An 18897-nucleotide genomic window follows, 5' to 3' on the forward strand; every position below is an offset into this window, starting at 1 on the left:
AATCCCCACGCAAGCTCAAACCCCTCTCTCATAACAACCAAAAACCTTAAGAAAATCTTCATTTTTATCCTTCATCCTCCTTAAGATTCTCCGATTACAATGAAATCAGTAAAGAAAGTTGGAGGGGTTCCTAATTGATTAGTGTCAGGAATTTAAATCATTCATTTAAAATTGGAAAGAAAGGGAAAGAGAAGGAAGTACCTGTTCTGAAAGGTTTGACGTTCGACGTGGCAGACGGGGAAATTGTATCCATTGTCGGCAAGAGCGGATCCGGCAAGTCGACATTGCTACATATCATGGCGGGTTTTTTAACGCCGGACAGTGGGGAAATCTGTGTGAAGGGGACCAAGACTTCTTCATTTAGTGAAGCGGAAAATGCAAAATTTCGGTTGAATCATTTCGGTTTCGTTTTCCAAAACTTTCAGCTGATGCCCGGTTTGACGGCGTTTGAAAACGTCGAACTTCCACTGAAGTTAAAAGGGATTGGCAAAAGCGAACGACAGAAGAAAGTGAAAGAACTCATGAAAAGTATCGGTCTGACTGAAGTGCAAGACCATTACCCGAATGAATTATCCGGTGGGCAACAACAGCGCGTAAGTATTGCGCGGGCGCTGATCACAGATCCACCTGTCATCTTTGCGGATGAGCCGACAGGAAGCTTGGATTCGGAAACGGAGCAGGATGTTCTGTTGCTCATCCAGTCGCTCAACAAAGCAAGAGGGATCACCTTCGTCATCATTACGCATGATGATGAAGTGGCGCACACAGCAGACCGAGTCTACCGGATGCACGACGGAGAATTGACGGAAGGGGGTAGACATCATGCAGTTTAAGGACCAAATCGATTTTGTAAGGCAACATATCAAGAAAAATAAGATGCGTGTCTTTATGACTGTGCTGGCTGCGACAATGGGGACGGCCTTTCTCATCGTCTTGGCATCTGTAGGGTTCGGTCTTCACGAAACTATCCGTGATAGTATTTTATCGAATCGGAAAGTGACCGAGCTTGAAGTGTATAGCAGTGAAATGAATCAGGAAAAAGTGGATGAGTTGAAGAAGCGGGACCATGTCAAAGCGGTTGTCTATCGTCAGTTTGTCAGTGCTGAACAGCAAGTGAAACTCGATGATCTGACAAGTTACAGCAGAATGACTGTGACTGACTTTGTGGAAGAAGGGAAAGCGAACTTCGCCCTTGCGGAAGGTCGTTTACCGAAAACGGCAGAGGAAGTCGTTGTCGGTAGTCATTTTGGACAGTATTTGATGAGTGAAGAAGAGATGGAAGGGGGGGCGGAAGTCAAAGGCTATGAAGGCGACTTGATCGGCAAGCATATTTCTTACCAACTGCTGGACATTGAAGGAAATTCGATTGGCAAGGAATTGCAACTGACCATCGTCGGGGTTGGCAAAAAGCCGGCGAAGGATTGGGATCAGGACCAGAACATTTATGGGGATGCTTTGATAATCCCTGCACTCGAAGAAATCTATTTTGCTGAAGCAGAACAGGATAAGGACGAGCAACCATTATTTTACGGAAATGTTAGTGTACATGCCGATCAACTGGAAAATGTGAAAGCCTTATCCAAGGGATTGAAGGAAGACGGGTATAGTGTGTATTCCATTGCGGACGAACTGGAGCAACTCGATGTCTTTTTCTTGGCGTTAAAAGCGGGGCTGGTATTTGTGGGCACCATTGCGATTCTGATAGCGTCGATCGGGATTTTCAATACGATGACGATGGCGGTAACTGAGCGGACACGTGAGATCGGTGTGATGAAAGCGATCGGAGCGGATCCGAAATTGATTCAGCGGCTATTTTTAATGGAAAGTGCATGGATTGGGGTAATTGGAACGGTGCTTGCCATTGTGATTTCATACGGGGTCAGTGTTGTGTCAAATTCTATTTTGCCAATTATCGTTTCAGCAGCTCTTGGCGAAGAGGATCTCGGTGGCATGGATGTGACGTTTTCAATCATCCCTTGGCAACTTGTTTTAATCGCTTCTACGATCAGCATCGGAGTGGCGATGATTTCCGGGTGGCGTCCAGCTCGGAAGGCAACAAAAATCGATGTGATCCAAGCATTGCGTCAAGAACTTTGAACGGCAACAGGCAACCTCCTATCCTAGGCGGTTGCTTTTTGTGTCGTCTAGACTCCAGGCGCCTTACGCTTTTGTTTCGTTCAGAGAATGCTATAATGAAAGTCGAAGTGAAAGAATTGTCAATAAAATCACCAAGAATTTTATAGAAAGAAGTTGTATGAAATGAAAATGCTAGAAAGTGATTCAACAAATTCGAAGTCACTTAGCACGGTATGGTTTGTTCTCATACTCGGTTCGCTTATCTCCTTTGGACCGTTATCGATGGATATGTACTTACCTGCACTTCCTGTTGTGGCGGAAGATTTGCAGACGACGACTTCGCTTACCCAGATGAGTTTGACTGCCTGTTTACTGGGACTTGCCAGTGGCCAGCTTATATTTGGACCGTTAAGCGACATTAGAGGGAGAAGGAAACCGCTTATCTATACGCTCCTCATTTACGCGGTTGCGTCCCTCTTATGTGCATTTAGCACATCCATTTGGTTTTTCATCGGATTGCGTTTTGTTCAAGGATTGACGGGCGCAGCGGGGATCGTGATCGCTCGTGCAGCGGCGCGTGATTTATATTCCGGGGCTGATTTAACGAAGTTTATGGCGTTATTATCTTTAGTCAATGGTGTCGCACCTATACTGGCGCCTGTTTCTGGGGGCGTTATTTTAAACTTTGCTTCTTGGAAAACGATTTTTATCTTACTCAGTGTCATCGGTCTCATCTTATTTTTTGTAGTGACATTCTTTTTACCGGAAACATTGCCGATCCAAAATCGGTCGGAAGGTAGTATATTGGCCGTCGTGAAAACGTTTGGCAACTTATTGAAAAATCGTGTGTTCATGGGAATTGCCGGTACGCAGGCATTTATCATGACGAGCATGTTTGCATACATATCCGGTTCTCCTTTCGTGTTGCAAAATATTTATGGTTTCACGCCACAACAATTCTCTCTGTTTTTTGCGGTCAATGGCCTTGGAATTATCGTAGCGGCACAAATGACAGGGAGATTATCGAGTGCAGTCGGGGATGTGCGATTGCTGAGTACAGGCATTGGCATATCGCTTACAGGTAGTACTTTGCTGTTGTTGACGATACTCTTTAATTTACCATTACCGATCTTACTCATCGCTTTATTTCTCGTTGTATCTAGCATCGGGATGGTGTCGACCACTTCTTTCTCGCTAGGGATGCAAAGCCAGGCGAAAGCGGCGGGGAGTGCATCTGCATTTCTCGGCTTGCTATCGTACATCGGAGGTGCTGTCATCTCGCCGATCGTCGGCATTATGGGGGACCAAACAGCAGTCCCTATGGGTATTATCATTTTTGCATGTAGCATAGCCGCTCTTAGTATCTTTTTGTTTGTCGTCAAGAAAAATATTGTGAATGGCTACGAGTTTTAACGAATTCCCCTCAATTAAATCTATCGAAGTTAGTGCTTTTTATTTCAAATAATCAAAAGTATGAGGCATGATGAAGTAGTAGAGTAGACTTTATCAAATTGAAAGGCGGATGAAGGATGGACTATCGTATTGAACATGACACGTTTGGAGAAATTCAAGTACCCGCAGACAAATTATGGGGAGCACAAACACAGCGCAGTAAACAGAACTTTAAAATTGGTGGAGAAAAAATGCCAATCGGCGTCGTGCGCGCATTTGCCCATTTGAAAAAATCAGCGGCGATTGCAAGCCATGCGCATGGAAATATTTCTGAAGCGAAAATGAAAGCTATTTCTGCAGCGGCTGACGAAGTCATTGCTGGCAAGCTGGATGACCATTTCCCGCTTGTCGTCTGGCAAACAGGCAGCGGCACGCAGTCCAATATGAATATGAACGAGGTGCTGGCACGACGCGGCAACCAATTCCTTGAAGAATGGGGCGAAGAAGAACGCCTTCATCCGAATGATGATGTCAATAAATCACAAAGCTCTAACGACACTTTCCCAACGGCATTGCATGTTGCGGGTGTCCTAGCTGTTGAAGAGCAACTGATACCGGCACTTGGGAAGTTGAAAGATACATTTGCTAAGAAATCTGAAGAATTCATGGATATTATTAAGATTGGTCGTACACATTTACAAGATGCGACACCGTTAACATTAGGGCAGGAAATTAGTGGTTGGCACCGTATGTTGGAGAAAACGGAAAAGATGATTGCTGACAGCGTCCAAGCGATGAAGGAGCTGGCAATTGGCGGTACAGCGGTCGGGACAGGCTTGAATGCACCAGCCGGGTTTGGCGATCGTGTTGCGGAAGAAATTTCAAAGGCAGTCGGCATTGAATTTACTTCTGCACAAAACAAATTCCATTCATTGACCAGTTATGATGAAGTCGTTTACACGCATGGCGCCATCAAAGCGCTTGCGGCAGATCTTATGAAAATTGCCAATGATGTGCGTTGGCTGGCAAGTGGACCACGTTCGGGCATTGGGGAAATTACGATTCCTGAAAATGAGCCAGGAAGTTCCATCATGCCAGGGAAAGTGAATCCGACTCAAAGTGAAGCACTTACAATGGTCGTTGCCCAAGTGATGGGGAACGATGCGACAATCGGTTTTGCAGCGAGCCAAGGGAACTTTGAATTGAACGTCTTCAAGCCGGTCATCATTTACAATTTCCTACAATCGGTCACATTGCTGTCTGATGCAATGATCAGCTTCAATGACAATTGTGCAGTCGGCATCGAACCGAATCGCGAAGAAATCGATCGCAAAGTGCAGAATTCACTGATGCTTGTAACGGCACTGAACCCGTATATCGGCTATGAAAATGCGGCAAAAATCGCAAAAACGGCTCATGCGGAAGGCACGACATTGAAAGAAGCAGCGTTGAAAACAGGACTGCTGACAGAAGAACAGTTTGATGAGTATGTGGTTCCTTCCAAAATGATCGGAAAATAAGAGCCTTCTTGTATCGTCCACAAATCTGTAACCCATAGAAGTGCTTCTCTCCGCTATGATGGAAGGACAGGAACCTAAAGAAGGAGTGGACTGTCTTGAAAAAACATTGGATGTTCATGATACTTGCAGCGTTGCTTGTTCTATCAGCATGCGGTCAAAAAGCGCAGACGGATCATGGAGCACATGATCTGGCCCATGGAGAGCAGAAACAGTTGCCAAATGGCGATTTGCAGGAAGTGACCGCTTCGGCGGATGTGTTACCAACATTTTTGGATGATAAACCGGAAGATATGCGCCTTGTTTATCAAGTAGCCGGTACCGCCACTGAAATTCTTGACTATATGCCGTGTTATTGCGGATGTGGCGAAAGCGCAGGACACCGCAGTAACACAAACTGTTTCATCGATGAAATCCGTGAAGACGGTTCTGTCGTTTGGGACGATCACGGCACACGCTGCCTTGTATGTTTAGAGATTGCTGTGAAATCCGTCCAAATGACGCAGGAAGGCAAGTCATTGAAAGAAATCCGTGATTTTATTGATGAAACGTATAACGAAGGCTATGCCGCGCCAACCGATACACCAATGCCGGCATAAGCAAACGAAAAGCAGACACGATGGTGTCTGCTTTTTTGTCGTCTAGGCTCCGGGCGCCAGATGCTCGGGTCATAAGTCAAGCCGACTCTGTGGCAAGGAACGCCACGCCGTCGACTCGTCTTATGCCTGTCGCATCTAAGCGGGCGCTCTGCGCTTTTGTATCGTCTAGTCTTCGGGCGCCAGATGCTTATTTAATATACAAATCTCCAACCAATTGTTCTTTGATTACGTCCGTCGGGATTTCGAATGTGACGACACCCATATAGCCAGGAGCGATTTCATATTTGTCAAATGAAATGACAAGCTTATTGTCTGCTGTAATGTAGAAAGATTGATCAGGTCTAATTTTATCAAATCCATCACCAAATTCATCATTTAAAAAGAAAACCCTATCTTCATCAGCTTCTGATTGTCGCTGCATTTCATCGAGGATATATGAACTGATGGTATCGATATAGGAGTCATCTTTGAAAAGGCTTGGCAGTGTGATTAAGATGCTATTTTTTTTATCGATTGTGTCGTATTTCATAGTGGTAGAAGAAGATGCGACCGTATTCACCTGATAGCGAGCAATCGATAGTAGCTGATCCGTATCTGTCATTACTTCGTAGCCGGTACTGATTCCGAGGTGACCGTCGCCCATCTCTTTCATTTCAGCAACGTCCTGTTCAAATTGCTCGAAGAGTGCTTTATTTTCTGTGATGTATTTTTCATTTAATGCGGCTTGTAGGTCTTTGTCCGATAAACCATCAATTGCTGGTGTCTTGACGTCTGCTTGGTAATGGTCTTCGTCCACCGCCAATTGCTGCACGGTAAAGACCTCTACAATTGTACCTAAAACGGGTACGTTCACCATCGCTTGGGCAAAGGATGGGCTCAGGTTGATGCTGCCGACAAATAAGGCAGCGGCTGCGGCGGCACCGATCGTCCATTGTTTGAGAAGAGGTCTTTTCTTGCGTGACGCCTTCGCTTGGCGGATGGATGCGTTTACGACATCCTTCAATTCGGATGGAATTTCCGTCTGTTCATAGTCTTTCTTCAGTTTGTTCATTCTGTTCATAAGCTGAACTCCTCTCCCATTTCAAGTCGTAATTTTTTTAATGCGGCATAGAGTCTCGTCTTGATTGTATTAACATTGTCACCTGTAATTTCTGCTATTTCGTCAATCTTCAAATCTTCAAAGAATCGGAGAATGATAATGGTTTTATACTTCGTTGGCAGCTGATCGATCGCATCTAGTAGGTCAAGATCGGTCACCTCGTCTTCTAATTGTGGCAAATGGAGGGCGAGAATGTCTCCATCCATCACGGATACTCGCTGATGTTTGCGTATGTAGTCAATCGACGTATTGACGACAATTCGATAAAACCATGTTTTTAAATAAGATTGCTCCTTCAGTCGATCAATGGAATGAAGAGCTTTTACAATAGCGTCTTGGACAATATCAAGTGCGTTTTCCTTATTTCGGACATAGCTATAGGCGAGACGGTAATAAGCTTCCTGATTTTCCACTATGAAATTTTCTACGAGTTCGAATTTCTCATCTTTTGTCATGACAAAGTTCACCTTCTCTAGTTTTCGACGCGTCGCGATCACGTCTTACTTAATTTGACGGGCTATCTACATGAAAAGTTTTGGTATACATTCATAAAGGGAAAGGATCGTTTTTTCAGAAAACTCATGGAGTCCTATGGTAAAATCTTAGCTAAGATAGACAGATTCTTTGGCATTTGAAAGAGGGAGAGGACAAGATGAAAGGGTATCCATTTGTAGCGTCGTGGAGTGGTGGGAAAGATTCTGCGATGGCTTATTATCGGGCAGTAAAAGCAGGAGGCATCCCGAAACGAGTGTGGACAATGTTTGAGGAAGATAAAGAGCGGTCGAAATCACACGCGCTTCCTTTCGAGGTTGTGGAAGCGCAAGCCAATCAACTCGGTGTTCCGCTCATGATTCGAGGCGCTAGCTGGAGCGGCTATGAGCAACAGTTTTTACATGCGATGAAGGAATGTAAAGGTGCAGGTATCGACCATGGGGTATTCGGGGATATTGATCTGATCGACCATTTGGAGTGGGTGCAGAAAACATGTGCAAAAGTTGGCATGGAAGCTGTGCACCCCTTGTGGATGGAGCCGCGACGCAAGATACTGGAAGAGTTCGTGACTGTCGGATTCGAGGCTTATGTTGTCGTTGTGAATACAAAAATGATGCCGGCACACTTCATCGGACGAAAATTTACAATTGAATTGATGGATGAGATGGACGCACTCGGCATTGATTCGTGCGGGGAATCTGGAGAGTTCCATACCGTTGTCGTAGACGGTCCGATTTTCAGCGAGCGCGTCCCTGTCGTCTTTTCAGGGCAGCATGAACGGGATGGCTATGTGTTTTTGAATGTTGTGTTGGAATAGAAAGGGTGACAGGCGCCGAAACGAACGTGCCTGTCACAGCAGATTTCTTAATTAAGTAGTAAATCGCCCAATTCCCTCTCCAAAAACGGGTCCGCATTCAATAGTTCTCTGAAATCGCGGTAGCGTTTAGAGTCAGCTTCAGTGGGCTTGCGTCCGGTATGATAAGCCCGGATCAATACATTTTTGGGTGTATGCTCCATGTCGATAAATTCCAATAGCTGTGTTTCATAGCCGACAAGCGACAATAATTCCGCACGGATCGAGTCAGTAGCAAGTGCTGCGAAGCGTTCTTTAATGAGTCCATGTTGCAACATGATGTCGAGCGCAGGTGAATGGATTTGTGAAAATAATTCATGCTGACAACAAGGGACGCTTAAGATGACTTTTGCTCCCCATTTTACAGCACGAGCAAGCGCCATATCGGTTGCAACGTCACAGGCGTGCAAGGTGACGACCATGTCCACAGACGATTCGTCATTATAGTCGTTAATATCGCCGACAAGAAATTCGAGTTGTTCGTAACCGAGGTCTTGCGCGATCCGGCTACATTCCTCAATTACTTCTTTCTTCAAGTCAAGCCCCGTCACTTGTATGTCGAGCCCCTTTTCGATACGCAAATAATGATACAGCGCAAACGTCAAATACGATTTTCCAGAACCGAAATCGAGAATACGAATGGTACGGCCCTTCGGTAAATAAGCAAGGGAATCATCGATGAATTCGATGAATCGGTTAATTTGTCTGAATTTGTCATGCTTCTGCTTTTTCACTTTGCCGTCGTCTGTTTGGACGCCGAGTCGGACGAGAAATGGATATGGTGTATTTTCATCTAGCAAATAATTTTTCTTCCGGTTATGTGATAAATCAGCGACTTTACCGGATTGGGTCTGATCCGATTTCCACATCACTTTGAACTTTTTAGAGAGTTGCACATGAATTTTTTCATCTGAAAATTCGGCATGTACTTGTTTGAAACGTTCCAGTAGTTGTTGTAATTGTTCGCGCAAGGCGTCAGGTGTTACATTTTCGTGCTTTAGAATGCGCTCATATTGGTATTCAAATTGAATGTGGAATTGACCTTTTAATTCCACTGGCTTTACTTTCACCCGTTTCAACTCGTCTGTTTTTGTGCGGGATTGGCTGATCGTGCCGCTAATGAACGAACCGCTTATCATCCGTCGCGTCAGTTCATCCAGTAATTCTTCAAATTGCATGTTCATCGCTCCTAGGTTGCAAGTCACTTCTGCCTATAGAATAACAAAAAGGAGCCGGCAAAAGCCAACCCCTTACACCATACAATTCTTTTCCCTAACCTCAGTTAAATTCAAATCCTTGCTTGTTTAAAAATTCTTTCATATGTGTCCGTCTTGGTTTCTCCAAGAAGTCTGCCATGGCGGTGGACCAGTTGGCGTCTTTTTGGTTCGAGCCGCGACTTAAGTAATAAGCATTCAAAATTTCATCGTATGCAGGGATGAGTGTCTCATATTTATCCGCGTCATACCCGTTTTCATGGACGATCGCTTCCACAGGTAGTCTCGGCTTTACTTCATTCGACTCATCGGGCACCCCGATAGACATGGCGAACATCGGCGCGACGCCTTGAGGCAAGCCGAGCAGATCGCTAATCTCTTCGGGTGCATTGCGCGCCCCGCCGATATAACAGATGCCGTAACCTCTTGACTCGGCAGCTATGGCGACGTTCTGTGCGAACAAGGCGACATCCGTGACGCCTACGAGCAAATTCTCTGCATATGAAAAATCGATTTCTCTCCCGAGTAACTCTGCGCTTTTTTGGAGTCGATGAAAATCCGCACAGAAAATGAGAATGGCACCTGCCGATAACAGTTGTTTCGGATTTTTGGTGAGTTCAGCTAGTTTTTCCCGCTTGGTGTTGTCCGTCACATGAATGACAGAGTAGGCTTGGACGAAGTGGGAAGATGCCGCATGCTGGCCTGCTTGAACGAGTTCGTGTACGATTTCTTTCGATAGTGGTACATTTTTATACTTGCGTACAGATGCATGTGAAGTCAGTAATTCGATAACCATGAAATCCCTCCATAATTTGTTCTATGCATTAAGAGTACCAGAGTAGGATGGTGGTAAACTACCTATAAAGCTTGAGAATGAGGTGGAAATATGAACTGGACGGAGGGCATTTCAATAACAACGGCATTGTTGATCGTCATTCTTCTCATCATACCGATTACGCTGGCCATCTTTCTGTACATTTATGACAGAAGACAAAAGCAACATGCGATTCTGCGCAATTACCCGATTTTAGGACGGATGCGTTATGTATTGGAAAAAACGGGACCGGAGCTTCGGCAATATCTATTCGATGATGATAATGACGGAGAACCGTTCAATCGTGAGGAATATTTGCATATGGTGCTGCCCGGCAAATATTTGAGCAGCGTGATCGGATTTGGTTCAAAGCGGGATTTTAATAAGGCGGGTTACTTTATTCGCAATGCGATGTTTACGAAACAAAATGAGGAAATGCGCGTGGACAATGAAAATTTGGTGGACACCATGCGCTACGTCATTGATGCGGATCATCTATTTGCCCGAAAGGAGCATCGGGAAGAGATTCCGACATTGCCCTGGCTGTTGCCGGAAGAGGACGCGATTGTCATAGGGCCGAACTGCGAGCATCCCTTCCATGTTCATAGCTTGCTGGGCCAATCGGCAATGAGTTACGGTGCGCTTGGGGAACATGCCATCACTGCGCTTTCCAAAGGCATCGGCATGGCGAAGGGTGCCTGGATGAATACCGGAGAGGGCGGTCTGTCTCCTCATCATTTGGCGGGGGATGCGGATATCATCGCACAAATCGGATCAGGACTTTTCGGATTCCGAACAGAAGATGGTGAATTCAGCTGGGAACGATTGCGTGAAAAGGCGGAAATTCCACAAGTGAAAGCTTTTGAAATCAAATTGGCACAAGGGGCGAAGATGCGTGGCGGTCACGTGGAGGGGGCGAAAGTGACAGAGGAAATTGCGGCGATCCGGAATGTCGTACCATACACGACCATTAACAGTCCGAACCGTTTTCATCAGTTCGACGATTATCCGACGCTGTTTACATTTATTGAGAAAATCCGTCAACATGCAGGCAAGCCGGTCGGGATAAAAGTCGTGATCGGAAGCAAACAGGATGCCGAAGAACTCGCCTCTTTCATGCTTGAGACTGGGATGGGTCCCGACTTCATCTCCCTCGATGGCGGGGAAGGTGGCTCAGGAGCAACCTATCAGGATCTTGCAGACGGTGTTGGCTTGCCGCTTCGCTCAGCCATCATTTTATTGGATGATGCGCTGCGGAAATTTGAAGTACGTGATCGTGTGAAGATCATCGCCTCTGGTAAAATCACCACACCGGATCGTGCGGCAATCGTATTAGCAATGGGAGCGGACCTTGTGCAAATCGCACGTGGGTTCATGATTTCAGTCGGCTGTATTATGGCGCAACGTTGCCATACGAATGATTGTCCGGCGGGCGTCGCGACAACGGATAAGGCATTGCAGCAAGGACTCGTCGTGGAAGAGAAACAATACCGTGTAACGAATTACATTTTGACGATGCGTGAAGGATTATTCCGCATTGCAGCTGCAGCGGGGCTTGACTCACCAACTAAGTTTGAACGCCATCATGTCGTATACAAAGATGATCGGGGACGTGTTTTTCCAGTAGAATAAAATGAAGTTTGCCGTACTGCCTAGAGAGATGAAGTTGTTTTTACCCCCCCTTTGTCGAATTCAAGTTATTTCCCGGGAAATTTAGGGGAATAAAGATAGGAATGTCGCGCACTGTCTATCATACTTATCATTTCAACTTGATAGTGTGAAAAATTCAATCTAGTATAATAAAGGGTGTTGTGATGAATAGAATTTATAAAAGGAGGGATTCAGATGTCCGGTGAAATGTATCAATTGATTGCAATTATTCTCTATATGGCGGCAATGGTTTTCATTGGCTGGTATGCGTTCAAGCGTACATCGAACTTAACGGATTATATGCTAGGCGGACGGTCGCTTGGACCTATGGTGACGGCCCTGAGCGCAGGTGCTGCGGATATGTCAGGATGGCTGTTAATGGGGCTTCCCGGTGCAATCTATGTGAGTGGTCTTGTTGAATCGTGGATAGCCATCGGATTGACGATTGGTGCGTATTTGAATTGGGTCCTCGTTGCTCCGCGTCTGCGTGTCTATACGCAAGTGTCGAATGACTCCATTACGATACCTAGTTATTTGGAAAGCCGTCTGAAAGATAAGTCGCGTCTTTTACGGGTTGCTTCTGGTATTATCATTCTTATTTTCTTTACGTTCTATGTCTCTTCAGGAATGGTTGCAGGCGGGAAATTCTTTTTAAGTTCATTTGGATTGGATTATCATTTCGGCTTACTCATTGTGTCGGGTGTCGTGATTTTCTACACCTTGTTCGGAGGGTTTCTGGCGGTCAGTTATACGGATGTCGTGCAGGGCCTTATCATGTTTTTTGCACTTCTTCTCGTTCCGATCGTAGGGGTATTCATCACGGGAGGCTTTGCAGAAACAACGGAAAGTATCCGTGCAGTTAATCCGCAATTATTGAACTTTGTATCCGGAGCGTCCATTCTTGGAATCATCTCGGCCATTGCATGGGGACTTGGTTATTTTGGCCAACCGCATATTATCGTCCGATTTATGGCACTCGGTTCTGTCAAAGAAGCGAAGAAGGCCCGCCGTATCGGAATCGGTTGGATGTTCCTCAGCCTATTTGGGGCAGTGGCGACAGCGCTAGTCGGAATCGCTTATTACTACCAAAATGGGTCTACGCTTGCCGATGAGGAAACGGTGTTCATTGTACTAGGGCAAATTATTTTCCATCCGTTTATCGCTGGGATTATGCTGGCTGCCGTATTGGCTGCAGTGATGAGTACGATTTCTTCACAGCTCATTGTCACATCATCAGCATTGGTGGAAGACTTATATAAAGCGGTTATTAAGACGGATGGTACGGATAAGCAATATGTGTTTTTAGGCAGGATGGCCGTGCTGATCGTTTCCGTGATTGCGATGGCACTTGCTTGGCCAAATAACGAATCCATCTTAAGTATCGTGTCGTTTGCATGGGCTGGTTTCGGTGCTTCGTTCGGACCGATCATTCTACTCACCCTTTATTGGCGCAAGATTACGGCAGCAGGAGCCCTTTGGGGAATGGTGGCTGGAGCGATTACAGTGATGGTTTGGGGAAATGTAGATGTGTTAACAGATACATTGTATGAAATTGTGCCAGGCTTCGTCATTTGTCTCATTGTGGCGGTTGTTGTGAGTCTCGCCACTTATAGACCAAATGCTGAAATTGATCAGGAATTTACGGATACACTGGAGTTATTGAAAAGAGATGGATGAACCATTCAAGCCTGCGGTTGAACCGCAGGCTTTTCTGACAAAGAAATTGGTAGAAAGAAGGGGCAGCGTTATGAAACTGGATCATGTCGTTTATTTTACAGAAAAAGATCTGAGCCAAATTGTCGACGGACAGCGCGGGGAAGGGCGTCATGCTATTATCGGCGGTCGCCATGAAAAATGGGGAACGTATAATGCACTTCTGTATATGAAAAATGCATATGTGGAATGGTTGGCAGTGGAACATTCAGAGATAGCAAAGGAAGCACATCTTCCACTGATCGACCTTTTGTTAACGGACCTTCAAGAAGGGGAAGGTTGGGGCGCCATTTGTTTATCCGTCGAAGGGATTGAGCGCTTTAACGAGGAAATTGAAAACAAAGGATTCCGAACATCAGGTGTGTTGGACGCACAACGCAGAACGGTCGATGGGCAATTATTGAAGTGGAAGTTGCTATTTGTCGAGCAATCAATATCCGCTGAATTACCTTACCCATTTTTCATCGAATGGGAAGAACCGGAAGAGAACCGGACGGCACGCTTAAAAGCAGAAGGTTCCCTATCACCGGAGAATGAACGCTTAGCTATTCAAGAGTGCATTTTTCATGTCGAAGATCCGTTGAAAGAGACGGCGGAATGGGCCATCTTACTGTCGCAAAAGGTTGGAGATGCCCATCAAATCGCTTTGCCAAATGTCACTTTGAAATTTGTAGAGCATCAGGTGAAGAATGACAGATTGGCGGATGTGGTCATTGGACAAGCTGAGCGGTGAAAAGTTTAATGCGATAGGCTTAGCCTTGTCTGTCTCATGAAAATCTCTGTGTATGTTAAAATGGTCACACTGATAGCTTGGTCCGGAAGGGGTTTTGATGAATGGAAGTATTAGTTGAACGTGCGGTTCTCGTTGGGGTGCATGAACAAAACGATGAGCATTTCGATTATGCGATGGAAGAATTGAGAAATCTTGCGGAAGCGATTGATGTAGAAGTGCTTGGAGAAGTGACACAAAAATTAGAAAGACGCAATCCATCCCATTACGTTGGCAAAGGAAAAATCGAAGAGATCCGGAACTTCTATGAAGAATTGGATGCCAATCTTGTCATCTTTAATGATGAGCTTTCGCCGTCCCAAATCCGTAATATGGAGCAGGAACTTGCATGTAAAGTGATTGATCGTACGATGCTCATCCTTGATATTTTTGCGAGGAGGGCCAGAACGAATGAATCCCGTATGCAAGTTGAATTGGCGCAACTGCAATATATGTTGCCGAGGCTCGTTGGATTGCGCGCTTCCCTTAGCAGACAAGGGGGTGGCACAGGTGGCGGATTCCAGAACAAAGGGGCGGGTGAAACGAAACTAGAACTCGACCGTCGGAAAATTGAGGATCAGATTGCCAAACTGCGTCGTGATCTCGAACATGTGAAAGAGCAACGCGAAACACAACGTAAACAACGGAAGAAAAGCGGAGTACCGGTCGTCTCCATTGTTGGCTACACGAATGCGGGAAAATCGACGCTGATGAACCAAGTGTTGGCGAAAATGGACGCGGACCATACCAAACATGTCTATGAAGAAGACATGTTGTTTGCGACGCTCGATACATCGGTTCGGAAAGTGAAATTAAGTGATAATAAGCAATTTATCTTAACGGATACAGTCGGGTTTGTCTCGAAACTCCCCCATCATCTTGTGAAAGCTTTCCGCTCGACATTGGAAGAGGCGCGTGATGCAGATTTGCTTTTGCATGTTGTCGATGTGTCGAATCCAGAACACGGGTATATGATGGAAGTGACAAATGACACATTGCAGGATGTCGGGGTTGAGAATGTGGCGACGCTCAATGTGTACAATAAGGCGGATCTCGCCGGTATACGTTATCCGGAAGTGAACGATGACAGCATTTGGCTTTCTGCAAAAGAGGGAAAAGGGCTGGATGAACTCATTGAACTGATTAAAACGAAAATTTTTGGCCAGTACATTACCTGTAAACTGCTTATTCCATTTGATCGGGGAGATCTCGTCTCGTATTTGAACGATAAGACTAGCGTGAAAAATACGGCCTATGAAGAAAATGGAACGCTTATGACTGTAGAGATGGATGTAACGGAGCGCTCGAAATTCGAAGCATTTATTATTAGTCATTAAAGAATGGAACGGGCGTAGTGGAGAGCAGCGCAAACAAAAAAAGTCCGCATCACATGAGTAGGGTTGTCATGTAATGCGGTCTTTTTTCGTTTCTATCTAAGAGAAAGGGGGGTGGGATGTTATTAGTATATCCCCTCTGCTGAAAGTTAAACCTCTTGAAATTGAATATTATGCAAGCGAGCGAAAATACCGCCTTGATTGACCAGTTCTTCGTATTTACCATCTTCCGCAATGCCGTCTTCTGTGACGACAATGACGCGGTCTGCATCGCGGATTGTAGCCAATCGATGGGCGATGACGAGCGTAGTCCGATTTTCGGCGAGTTCATTGAGCGATTGTTGAATAATGCGCTCTGTTTCGGTATCAAGGGCGGAAGTTGCTTCATCTAAAATAAGGATGGGCGGATTTTTCAAAAACATACGAGCGATAGCGAGTCGCTGTTTCTGACCGCCTGAAAGTTTAAGTCCACGTTCCCCGATTTGCGTTTCGTACCCGTCTGGAAGCGAGGCGATGAAGTCTTCGAGATGTGCTTTTTGGGCTGCTTCAAATACCTCTTCATCCGTGGCATCCAATTTTCCGTAAGCGATGTTTTCTTTAATCGTACCTGTGAACAAAAAGACGTCCTGTTGAACGATTCCGATTTGGGAACGCAAGGAATGTTGCGTCATTTTCCGAATATCTAGGCCGTCAATGGCAATGGCGCCCTCGTTGACATCATAAAAACGAGGAATTAACGAACAAATGGTTGTTTTTCCGGCTCCTGATGGTCCGACAAATGCAACTGTTTGACCCGCGCGAATGGATAAATCAATTCCCTGCAAAACGGCTTTGTTGTCATCGTACTGGAAATGGACATTGTCAAAAACGATGTCCCCATTCAAATGCGGCACGGCGATTGCATCGGGTGCATCTTGAATATCTGGCTCTTGCTCAATCAAGTCCCGGAATCTCCGGAAACCGGCCATACCTTTCGGATAGAGTTCCAGCAAAGCACTAATTTTGTCTACCGGTTTGATGAGCACGTTGACGAATAACACGAAGCTAACTAGTTCTCCGTACGATAATTTCCCGTTAAAGGAAAACCAAGCACCGACAACAAGGACGAGCAGTGTGACAAGTCTGGTCATCATGAACATGCTTGAATGGGTCCAAGCCATCACTTTGTATGCGACAAGCTTTGCCGTTCTAAAACTACCATTGTCTTTTTTGAATCGAGCAATTTCAAATTCTTCGTTCGTGAATGATTTGACAACGCGAGATCCCGATACGGAATCTTCGACGCGCGCATTGACATCTGCGATTTTTCCATACATATTTCGCCATGCTGCATTCATTTTGATATTGCAAAATGTAACGAGAATGGCGAGGAATGGTACCATGATGATGGCGATGATTGCCAATTCAGGATTGATAGAGTACATGATTGCGAAAGCACCGATGATCGTCATAATGGCGATGAATACATCTTCGGGTCCATGGTGGGCAAGTTCCCCGATGTCAAATAAATCATTGGTAATTCTACTCATCACATGTCCAGTTTTGGTGTTATCGAAAAAACGGAATGATTGCCGCTGGACGTGATTGAACAGTTGCTGACGCATATCGGTTTCGATATTGATGCCAAGTTTGTGACCTAAGTAGCTGACGACATATTGCAGGAACGTACTGAGCAAATAGACTGCTAACAGTACAATACTGACTAAAACAATTTTGCCCCAATTCCCTTCCGGTAGCAGATCGTCGATGAACCATTGAACTGCCACAGGAAATGCAAGATCCAACAACGCGACGAAAATAGCACTTGAAAAGTCGATGATAAAGAGCCGCTTATGTGGTTTATAGTAAGAAAAAAATTTCTTTAGCATGCTGAATAGAGACCTCCTTCTTTTAATAAAGGATAGTATAACGGATATGGCTATGGAAAACGACTTTATAATTCTCATCCAGAAAATAGTTTTTACTAAAATGGGAAGTGAGCATATCGTAGGATGTTGAATCCTGGGAAGAAGTGCTCAATTTGAAGTTCAACCTCAAAAAACGGAACCCTTTCTATATTTTGCCGTATAATTAGACGTGCTGCAAATGGAAAATGAAAGGAAGCGAATACGATGAAAAATTGGATGAAGGGCATTGCGATTGGCATTCTCGCTTTCGGACTTGCCGCTTGTAACGAAACGGCTGCACCGAAAGAGGATCCTGAAACAGGAAAGCCAGAAGAAGTTGAAAAAGAGAGCACAATGACGGCTCAAGAAGTTTACCAAAAAGCGATGGAAGTATCGGAAGAGCAAAAGAGCATGCATGCCAAAATGGATGTCGATCAATTGATCAAGGTCCCAAGTGAAGAATTTGAGATGAATAGCAAGATTAAGATGGATATGGACATGGTCATCGATCCGGTCGAGATGTACCAAAAGATGACAATGGACTTGGGTGACGAAGGTTCGATGGACATCGAAATGTACATGACAGGAGAAGGCTTCTACATGAATGATCCGGAATCGGGTCAATGGGTAAAATTGCCGAATGACATGTATGAAGATATGATCGGTGAAATGGGCGGCGGTGCAGACCCGACCCTCGATATGGAAATGTTTAAAGAGTTTGTCAACGATTTTAAATTTGAACAGACGGATGATGCATACATTCTAACTCTCTCTGCTTCAGGTGATAAATTTACAGAGTTATTGAAAGAAATTGCAAAAGATAATATTCCGGCCGGTGTTGAGATGGGTGAGGAAGAAATGGAACTCATGGAAAACATGAAAGTGAACGCACTGGAATTTGAAATCTTCATCGACAAAGAGACATTCTATACAAATGCATTTAATATGGACATGGACATGAATATGGTTGTTGAAGGCCAAGAGATGAACATTGTCCAAAAAGTGAAAGCGGATATTAGCAAAATCAATGAGATCGAAAAAATCGAAATACCACAAGACGTATTAGACAACGCCATCGATATTAATGAAGCGATGGCTGAATAAGTAAAATGAAAGAAAAACACCGGACAAAAAAATTGATCTGACCCAATAAAGTTAGACAAATATTTTAGGCAGCTTCTAAGATCTGAGTTCGGTATTCTACCGGACTCAGGTCTTTTAATTTCGCCTTCATTCTTTTGTGATTGTAGTACTCAATATACTCTTTTACTTCTCTTTCAAAGTGTGCCATACTTTCAAATTCCTGCAGGTACAGTAATTCAGACTTTAATAGGCCGAAGAAATTCTCGATAACGGCATTATCTAAGCAGTTACCCTTACGGGACATACTTTGTGTAATTCCGTGCTTCTGTAATGTTTACTGATACTTCTTCATTTGATAATGCCAGCCTTGATCGGAATGAAGAATGACTTTGTCTTCTGGTTTCAG

At 44.9% G+C, this 18897-nt stretch carries 16 protein-coding genes and 1 pseudogene; 11 read left to right on the forward strand and 6 right to left on the reverse strand.

What is annotated here, in order from left to right:
• The first annotated feature begins 134 nt into the window (after positions 1 to 134).
• The 5 genes from ACFPRA_RS18155 (at position 135) to ACFPRA_RS18175 (ending at position 5584) form a co-directional block, all read left to right on the forward strand.
• Positions 135 to 833: an ABC transporter ATP-binding protein gene (locus ACFPRA_RS18155; protein WP_381437848.1), complete on the forward strand. Its 699-nt coding sequence runs from the start codon at positions 135 to 137 to the stop codon at positions 831 to 833.
• Positions 823 to 2097, forward strand: coding sequence for an ABC transporter permease (locus ACFPRA_RS18160; RefSeq protein ID WP_381437850.1), 1275 nt, complete (start codon positions 823 to 825; stop codon positions 2095 to 2097). Before ACFPRA_RS18155 ends, ACFPRA_RS18160 begins: the two co-directional genes overlap by 11 nt.
• A gap of 162 nt (positions 2098 to 2259) precedes the next feature.
• A complete protein-coding gene (locus ACFPRA_RS18165; protein WP_381437852.1) occupies positions 2260 to 3489 on the forward strand; it encodes a multidrug effflux MFS transporter in 1230 nt (409 codons plus the stop codon).
• A 116-nt stretch (positions 3490 to 3605) separates the two neighbouring features.
• On the forward strand, positions 3606 to 4988 hold the full coding sequence (fumC, locus tag ACFPRA_RS18170) for a class II fumarate hydratase (RefSeq protein WP_381437854.1): 1383 nt from the start codon (positions 3606 to 3608) through the stop codon (positions 4986 to 4988).
• Between the two features lie 95 nt (positions 4989 to 5083).
• Positions 5084 to 5584 carry a PCYCGC motif-containing (lipo)protein gene (locus ACFPRA_RS18175; protein WP_381437856.1) on the forward strand — a complete coding sequence of 167 codons (501 nt, stop codon included), beginning with the start codon at positions 5084 to 5086 and terminating at the stop codon, positions 5582 to 5584.
• 187 nt (positions 5585 to 5771) lie between these two features.
• Here ACFPRA_RS18175 and rsiV read toward each other — a convergent pair whose 3' ends face one another.
• Entirely contained in the window at positions 5772 to 6644 is an 873-nt protein-coding gene (gene rsiV, locus ACFPRA_RS18180) for an anti-sigma-V factor RsiV (RefSeq protein WP_381437859.1), read from the reverse strand.
• Entirely contained in the window at positions 6641 to 7138 is a 498-nt protein-coding gene (locus tag ACFPRA_RS18185; RefSeq protein WP_381437861.1) for an RNA polymerase sigma factor, read from the reverse strand. The genes rsiV and ACFPRA_RS18185 overlap by 4 nt, the downstream gene beginning before the upstream one ends.
• A gap of 197 nt (positions 7139 to 7335) precedes the next feature.
• On the opposite strand from ACFPRA_RS18185, the gene ACFPRA_RS18190 reads away from it, so the two are divergent.
• Complete coding sequence (locus ACFPRA_RS18190; protein ID WP_381437863.1) at positions 7336 to 7992, forward strand: Dph6-related ATP pyrophosphatase; 657 nt, start codon at positions 7336 to 7338, stop codon at positions 7990 to 7992.
• 47 nt (positions 7993 to 8039) lie between these two features.
• Here ACFPRA_RS18190 and ACFPRA_RS18195 read toward each other — a convergent pair whose 3' ends face one another.
• The gene (locus ACFPRA_RS18195; RefSeq protein WP_381437866.1) at positions 8040 to 9206 is read right to left on the reverse strand and encodes a class I SAM-dependent methyltransferase; all 1167 of its coding nucleotides are present in this window, start codon (positions 9204 to 9206) and stop codon (positions 8040 to 8042) included.
• A gap of 100 nt (positions 9207 to 9306) precedes the next feature.
• Positions 9307 to 10038 carry an oxygen-insensitive NADPH nitroreductase gene (gene nfsA / locus ACFPRA_RS18200; protein WP_381437868.1) on the reverse strand — a complete coding sequence of 244 codons (732 nt, stop codon included), beginning with the start codon at positions 10036 to 10038 and terminating at the stop codon, positions 9307 to 9309.
• A 90-nt stretch (positions 10039 to 10128) separates the two neighbouring features.
• On the opposite strand from nfsA, the gene ACFPRA_RS18205 reads away from it, so the two are divergent.
• The 4 genes from ACFPRA_RS18205 to hflX all read left to right on the forward strand — a co-directional run bounded on the left by ACFPRA_RS18205 (position 10129) and on the right by hflX (position 15525).
• Positions 10129 to 11688, forward strand: coding sequence for an FMN-binding glutamate synthase family protein (locus ACFPRA_RS18205; RefSeq protein ID WP_381437871.1), 1560 nt, complete (start codon positions 10129 to 10131; stop codon positions 11686 to 11688).
• A 213-nt stretch (positions 11689 to 11901) separates the two neighbouring features.
• Positions 11902 to 13383: a sodium/proline symporter PutP gene (putP, locus tag ACFPRA_RS18210; protein ID WP_381437873.1), complete on the forward strand. Its 1482-nt coding sequence runs from the start codon at positions 11902 to 11904 to the stop codon at positions 13381 to 13383.
• Positions 13376 to 14152 (forward strand): VOC family protein, encoded by a 777-nt coding sequence (locus ACFPRA_RS18215; protein WP_381437875.1) that lies wholly within the window; start codon positions 13376 to 13378, stop codon positions 14150 to 14152. Before putP ends, ACFPRA_RS18215 begins: the two co-directional genes overlap by 8 nt.
• Positions 14153 to 14253: 101 nt before the next feature.
• Positions 14254 to 15525 (forward strand): GTPase HflX, encoded by a 1272-nt coding sequence (hflX, locus tag ACFPRA_RS18220; RefSeq protein WP_381437877.1) that lies wholly within the window; start codon positions 14254 to 14256, stop codon positions 15523 to 15525.
• Positions 15526 to 15671: 146 nt separating this feature from the next.
• Here hflX and ACFPRA_RS18225 read toward each other — a convergent pair whose 3' ends face one another.
• Entirely contained in the window at positions 15672 to 17390 is a 1719-nt protein-coding gene (locus ACFPRA_RS18225) for an ABC transporter ATP-binding protein (RefSeq protein ID WP_381437879.1), read from the reverse strand.
• A 243-nt stretch (positions 17391 to 17633) separates the two neighbouring features.
• On the opposite strand from ACFPRA_RS18225, the gene ACFPRA_RS18230 reads away from it, so the two are divergent.
• A complete protein-coding gene (locus tag ACFPRA_RS18230; RefSeq protein WP_381437882.1) occupies positions 17634 to 18512 on the forward strand; it encodes a DUF6612 family protein in 879 nt (292 codons plus the stop codon).
• Positions 18513 to 18576: 64 nt separating this feature from the next.
• Here the strand turns inward: ACFPRA_RS18230 and ACFPRA_RS18235 are convergent.
• Positions 18577 to 18897 (reverse strand): annotated as a pseudogene (locus ACFPRA_RS18235) (transposase); the annotation flags it as partial.

The organism is Sporosarcina soli (genome assembly GCF_042655805.1).
Classification (GTDB): domain Bacteria; phylum Bacillota; class Bacilli; order Bacillales_A; family Planococcaceae; genus Sporosarcina; species Sporosarcina soli.